At 67.8% G+C, this 6,537-nt stretch carries 5 protein-coding genes; 3 read left to right on the forward strand and 2 right to left on the reverse strand.

All coding sequences use genetic code 11. The features are described from left to right. Nucleotides 1-8 precede the first annotated feature (8 nt). The 3 genes from aroE (at nt 9) to dinG (ending at nt 3,481) form a co-directional block, all read left to right on the forward strand. Complete coding sequence (aroE, locus tag ARC63_RS19270) at nt 9-854, forward strand: shikimate dehydrogenase (RefSeq protein ID WP_010482212.1); 846 nt, start codon at nt 9-11, stop codon at nt 852-854. 3 nt (nt 855-857) lie between these two features. Beyond that, on the forward strand, nt 858-1,211 hold the full coding sequence (locus ARC63_RS19275) for a hypothetical protein (RefSeq protein ID WP_057504156.1): 354 nt from the start codon (nt 858-860) through the stop codon (nt 1,209-1,211). 167 nt (nt 1,212-1,378) lie between these two features. Then, nucleotides 1,379-3,481 carry an ATP-dependent DNA helicase DinG gene (gene dinG / locus ARC63_RS19280; protein ID WP_057504157.1) on the forward strand — a complete coding sequence of 701 codons (2,103 nt, stop codon included), beginning with the start codon at nt 1,379-1,381 and terminating at the stop codon, nt 3,479-3,481. Nucleotides 3,482-3,519: 38 nt separating this feature from the next. Here dinG and ARC63_RS19285 read toward each other — a convergent pair whose 3' ends face one another. Continuing rightward, nucleotides 3,520-4,131 (reverse strand): hypothetical protein, encoded by a 612-nt coding sequence (locus tag ARC63_RS19285; RefSeq protein WP_053443854.1) that lies wholly within the window; start codon nt 4,129-4,131, stop codon nt 3,520-3,522. A gap of 138 nt (nt 4,132-4,269) precedes the next feature. After that, nucleotides 4,270-6,108 carry a dihydroxy-acid dehydratase gene (ilvD, locus tag ARC63_RS19290; RefSeq protein WP_010482206.1) on the reverse strand — a complete coding sequence of 613 codons (1,839 nt, stop codon included), beginning with the start codon at nt 6,106-6,108 and terminating at the stop codon, nt 4,270-4,272. Nucleotides 6,109-6,537: the final 429 nt, after the last annotated feature.

The raw sequence follows: 6,537 nt of genomic DNA on the forward strand, positions 1-6,537 counted from the left end.
AGGATTCCATGACCGACCGTTACGCCGTCTTCGGACACCCCGTTGCCCACTCGAAGTCGCCGCAGATCCACGCGACGTTCGGTCGCCAGGAAGGCATCGCGGTGGATTACCGCGCGATCGACCTGGCGCCGGATGCGTTCCTGGCCGGCCTGGAAGCCTTCGCCGCCGAAGGCGGTGTCGGCGCCAACGTCACCTCGCCGCACAAGGAGGCTGCGTTCTCGGTGTGCTCCACCCTGACCGCACGTGCGCGCCGCGCCGGCTCGGTGAACACGCTGCTGCGCAAGGGCGACCGCTGGCATGGCGACACCACCGATGGCATCGGCCTGGTGCGTGACCTGACCGACCGTCATGGCCTGGACCTGCGTGGCCGCCGCATGCTGCTGATCGGTGCCGGTGGCTCCGCGCGCAGCGTCGCCCCGGCCTTCCTCGATGCCGGCATCACCGAGCTGGTGGTGGTCAACCGCACGCCGGAACGCGCCGATGAACTGATCGACGCGATGGGCGAACCGGGCCGCGCGATCAGCCGCTACTGGGAAGACCTGCGTGATCTGGGCGACTTCGAACTGATCGTCAATGCCACCTCGGCCGGCCGCGACCGCGACGTCGAGTTCAAGCTGCCGCTGTCGCTGGTCAATTCGATGACCACCGCCGTCGACCTGAACTACGGCGAGGCCGCCATCGCCTTCCTGGCCTGGGCGCGTGCGGCGAACTGCCGCAATACCGTGGATGGCCTGGGCATGCTGGTCGAACAGGCGGCCGAGAGCTTCCTGCAGTGGCATGGCGTGCGCCCGCAGACCGACGAGGTCTACCAGTCGCTGCGCCAGGGCTCGGCCGTGCTGGCCGGCGAGGACTGATCGATGGACAGCACAACGTTGATGGTGACCGTGCTGAGCATGGTCGGCGTGCGCCTGCCGGTACTGATCGCGCTGTGCATCGGCCTGGTCTGGGTGATCGGCGCACCGCGCGATGCCACCCGCACCGGCGCCCTGGTCGGCCTGGGGCTGTTGCTGCTGTCCAGCCTGGGTGGCCTGGCGGCGGGCATCCTGCCCATGTGGCTGGTCAGCAGTGGAAGCTTCAGCGCCATCTCGGGCATGGGCGCCATCCTCGGCGTGCTGCATTTCGCGCTGGCGATGGTCGAGGCCATCGGCGTGGTGCTGCTGGTGTGGGCACTGGTGCGCCTGCTGCGTAGCCGTACGATCCCGGCGGCCTGACCGGTCGCGCCGGGCCATGCCCGGCGTATCTGGCCCCTGAGAGGTCCGGCCACCGGACCGTGACCGCCGCCAGGCGTCGTCGCTGGCCCGTTCAGGGTGCCAGCGGCGGTGAACGTGGCCGGCCATGCGACAATGACCGGCCTGATCCAGCCACGGTACTTCCCGGCGTGACCGAAACCGTTGCCGCTCCGCGCACGCTCGATGACACCTTGAAGGATGCGATCCGCAAGGCGTACACGACGCTGCAGGCCAATACCCCCGGCTTCTCCACCCGCCGCTCGCAGAGCCAGATGATCGGCGTGGTGTCGCGTGCGCTGTCGAAAAGTGGCGGCGTCGGCGTGGTCGAGGCGCCCACCGGCGTCGGCAAGAGCCTGGGCTACCTCACCGCGGGCGTACCCATTGCGCTGGCCAGCAAGAAGAAGCTGGTGATCAGTACCGGCACCGTGGCGCTGCAGTCGCAGCTGGTGGAGCGCGATATCCCGAATTTCCTCAAGGCCACCGGCCTGGAAGCGACCGTGGCGCTGGCCAAAGGCCGCACCCGCTATCTGTGCACGCGCAATGCTGCCGAGGCACAGGGTGAGGGCTCGCAGGGCGGCATGTTCGAGGATGACGCGCCGCTGTTTGATCGGCCGCTGGCGCCGATCGAAATGGACATCGCCAAGCGCCTGACCGATGCCTTCACCAGCGGCAGCTGGGATGGCGACATCGACAACGCACCGGAGACCATCAGCCCCGGCCTGCGCAGCCGCATCACCACGCCGGCCTCGGGCTGCGCCGGGCGCCGCTGTGCCTATTCGGCGCAGTGTGCGGTGCTGCGTTCGCGCAACACCGTGCGTGATGCGCAGATCGTCGTTACCAACCACGCGCTGCTGCTGTCGGCGCTGTCGATCGGCGACAGCGACAACGGCCAGCCGTTGATCGCGCCGCCGTCGGACATGCTGCTGGTGCTGGACGAAGGCCATCACATCGGCAACGTGGCGATCGACCAGGGCGCGGCCAGCCTGGCGCTGGATGAAATGGCCAAGCGCACCGGCCGCCTGCAGATCCTGATCGCCGGTGCCTACCGCGCGGTCGACAAGGACCGCCTCGGCAACCTGCTGCCGAACGAAGCGATCGAAGTGGCCAGCAACGTGGCCAAGCAGTTGCGCGCGTTCCGCGATCATATCGAGCGCGTGTGGATGCCGGCGCCGGCGGACGAAGAGCCGATGTGGCGCGCGGCGAATGGGCGACTGCCCGACGCCTGGCGCGAGCCGATCGAGGCGCTGGCTGACGATACCCGCAGCCTCTACAACTGGGCGCATGCCGCCACCGCGCAGGTCGCCAAGGGCAAGCCGGACGATGCCGCGCGCGAGCGCCTGCAGCGCAACCTGGGCATGGCGCTGGAAATGATCGAGCAGCAGTACAACCTGTGGCAGGCCTGGCGCCGCGAGGACAAGGACGGCGCGCCGCCGATGGCGCGCTGGGTCACCGCCACCCGCGACGGCGACCTGGTGCTGCACGGCTCGCCGGTGTCGGCCGCGCACGTGCTGCGCAAGCTGCTGTGGGATGAAGTGGATTCGGTGGTGATGACTTCGGCGACGCTGACCGGCGGTGGCGATTTCCAATCGCTGGCGATCGACAACGGCATTCCCGAAGAGGCCGAGATGGTTTCGCTGTCGTCGCCGTTCGACCTGCCCAACCAGGCCGAGCTGATCGTGCCGAAGTTCCCGGTCACGCCGGATGACCGCGAAGGCCATCCGCGCGAAGTGGCACGCTACCTCGACACCGAGCTGGATTGGGCCAAGGGCTCGATGGTGCTGTTCACCTCGCGCTGGAAGATGGAGAAGGTGGCTGGCCTGATGTCGGCCGCGCGCCGCAAGCAGGTGCTGGTGCAGGGCGAGATGTCCAAGACCCGTCTGATCGACGAGCACCTGCGCCGTGTCGCGGCGGGTGAGGGCTCGGTGCTGTTCGGGCTGAATTCGTTCGGCGAAGGCCTCGACCTGCCAGGTGAAGCCTGCACCACGGTGGTGATCACCCAGGTGCCGTTCGCGGTGCCGACCGACCCGCAGACCGCCACCCTCAGCGAATGGTTCGAGGGGCGCGGGCTCAATGCGTTCAACCTGATCGCCATTCCGCATGCGCTGCGCACGTTGACCCAGTTCGCCGGCCGCCTGATCCGCACCTCCACCGACACCGGCCGCGTGGTCATTCTTGATTCGCGGCTGCTGACCCGTCGCTACGGCAAGCGCATCATCGACGCCTTGCCGCCGTTCAAGCGCGTGATTGGTTGACGGGTGCTGGTAGCGCAGGCCATGCCCGGCGGAGGGCCTCAACGGCCTTCCGGATTCCGGCAGCCTGGCCCATAGGCCTTCACGTAGGGTTTGCCGAAGCAGCGCAGCAGTCCATCAAGCACGTCCAGGTTCGGCGGCCACGGCATCTGCACCTGCTGCCCGCCCTCGGTGGTGAAGTGGTAGCGGCCGTCCTTGATGTTCTCCGCCATCGCGGTGGGCGTCGGTATCGCGACCAGCCTCGCACGAGCCTTCTCCAGGGCGCTGCGGTCCTGGCGCAGGAACGCGACCATGCCGTCCACGTAGGCATTCCAGTAACCCGGGTCGCTCCCGTTTACTGGCTTGTGGCTGCGTTCCATCAGCGCAATCGCCTGCGCGGTCTGCCCCAGCTCCGCGCGCAGCTGGCCCTCGTGCCACGTGATGATGACATTGCCTTCTGCCTTGGACAGTGCGCCGTAGGCGGACAGCAGGTCGGCCGCTTCGCGGGTACAGCCACGGTCGGCCAACGGGCGCCAGCCACCTTCCAGGTCCTGATCGAACCGGCCAGGTTCCATCGCCAGCATCGCTGCACGGTCGTAGCTGCAGTCGGGTGCTTTTGGCGGTTCGGCTGCTGCACCCATGGCAGCGGCCAGCGCAAAGGAAAGCAACATCATCTCAACCTCCGTGTTGGTGACTTCCTGGACCACCATAACGGATCAGGATGGGGAGCGCCGGCCGCCGGCCGGCAACCTCATTGATGTGGGGCGTCGCAGTACAGATGCCGGCCAGCGGCCGGCACTACCGTATGGCGGTCAATCGCCCAGAAGCGCGGTGTTGCGCACGGCACCCTTGTCTGCGCTGGTGGCGAGCAGGGCGTACGCCTTCAGGGCGCTGGTGACCTTGCGCGGGCGCGCCGCACGCGGCTTCCAGCCGCGGGCATCGGCGTCGGCGCGGCGTTGCGCCAGGGTGGCCTCATCCAGCAGCAGATCGATGCGGCGGGCCGGAATGTCGATGCGGATGCGGTCGCCATCTTCCACCAGGCCGATCGCGCCGCCGCTGGCCGCTTCCGGCGAGACGTGGCCGATCGACAGGCCCGAGGTGCCGCCGGAGAAGCGGCCATCCGTGAGCAGCGCGCACTGTTTGCCCAGCCCCTTCGACTTCAGATAGCTGGTCGGGTACAGCATTTCCTGCATGCCCGGGCCACCCTTCGGGCCTTCGTAGCGGATCACCACCACCTCGCCGGGTTGCACTTCGTCGGCGAGGATGCCGGCGACGGCCGCGTCCTGGCTTTCATAGACGCGCGCAGGGCCTTCGAACACGTGGATCGACTCGTCCACGCCGGCGGTCTTCACCACGCAGCCATCCACGGCCAGGTTGCCGCGCAGTACGGCGAGGCCGCCTTCCAGTGAGTACGCGTGCTGCAGCGAGCGGATGCAGCCTTCAGCGCGGTCGATGTCCAGCGTCGGCCAGCGCGTGGCCTGGCTGAAGGCTTCCTGGGTGGGAATGCCGGCCGGGCCTGCCTTGAAGAAGGTGTGCAGGGTGTCGTTGTCACTGCGCACCACGTCCCAGCGTTCCAGCGCTTCGGCCAGGCTGGTGCTGTGTACGGTCGGCACCGTGGTTTCGAGCAGGCCGGCGCGCTCCAGTTCACCGAGGATGCCGAACACGCCGCCGGCGCGGTGCACGTCCTCGATGTGGTACTTCGGCGTATTCGGCGCCACCTTGCACAGCTGCGGTACGCGCCGCGACAGCGCGTCGATGTGGGTCAGGTCGAAGTCGACCTCCGCTTCCTGCGCGGCGGCCAGCAGGTGCAGGATGGTGTTGGTGGAACCGCCCATGGCGATATCCAGGGTCATTGCATTGGCGAACGCGGCCTGGGTGGCGATGCCGCGCGGCAGCGCGCTCGGGTCTTCGCCGCCATACCAGCGGTGGCAGAGTTCGACGATCAGGCGCCCGGCACGGCGGAACAGCGCCTCACGGTCGGCGTGGGTGGCCAGCGTGGTGCCGTTGCCGGGCAGCGACAGGCCCAGTGCTTCGGTCAGGCAGTTCATCGAGTTGGCGGTGAACATGCCCGAGCAGGAGCCGCAGGTAGGGCAGGCGCTGCGCTCGAATGCGGCCACCTTCTCGTCGGAGGCGCTGTCATCGGCGGCCACCACCATTGCATCGACCAGGTCCAGCTTGTGCTCGGACAGCTTGGTCTTGCCCGCTTCCATCGGCCCGCCGGACACGAACACCACCGGGATGTTCAGGCGCAGCGCGGCCATCAGCATGCCGGGGGTGATCTTGTCGCAGTTGCTGATGCACACCAGTGCGTCGGCGCAATGCGCGTTGACCATGTACTCCACGGCGTCGGCGATGATCTCGCGGCTGGGCAGCGAATACAGCATGCCGTCGTGGCCCATCGCGATGCCGTCGTCCACGGCGATGGTGTTGAATTCCTTGGCGACGCCGCCGACCTGTTCGATCTCGCGCGCGACCAGCTGGCCGAGGTCCTTCAGGTGCACGTGGCCGGGCACGAACTGGGTGAAGGAGTTGGCGATGGCGATGATCGGCTTGTGGAAGTCGCCGTCCTTCATGCCGGTGGCACGCCACAGGGCGCGGGCGCCGGCCATGTTGCGGCCGGCGGTGGAGGTACGGGAACGGTATTCGGGCATGGCTGGCGGAACGGGCGGGCCGTACGACGTGGGAGTCAGCCGATCATGGCCAATTTTTTCGGTTGCTGCTGCAACCACCGGAGGTGGTCCGGCCGGGCTGCGCCCGGCACCTGCCGAAGCAACGGCCGAAGCAACAGCCGAAGCAACAGCGGGCTTCCTGCGGGAGGCGGGGTGGGTCCGCTGGCGGGGGACGCCGTAAACCCTTCCTTGGGGGCTTGGCCGCGGCATCCATGCCGCGGACACCCCCGCAACCGGACCCACCCCGCCTTCGACAGATTCTCGCGATCTGTTGGACATGCCGATGGGGTCAGATCCGTTTTCCGAAGGAAAACGGATCTGACCCCAGATTGAATTTCGATATCTGACAGAGATTCATCCACGCATGGCGTGGATCTACTGGCCACCGGTCAACTGTCGAAGGCGGGGCAC

Origin of the sequence: Stenotrophomonas geniculata ATCC 19374 = JCM 13324, assembly GCF_001431625.1 — a bacterium.
Classification (GTDB): domain Bacteria; phylum Pseudomonadota; class Gammaproteobacteria; order Xanthomonadales; family Xanthomonadaceae; genus Stenotrophomonas; species Stenotrophomonas geniculata.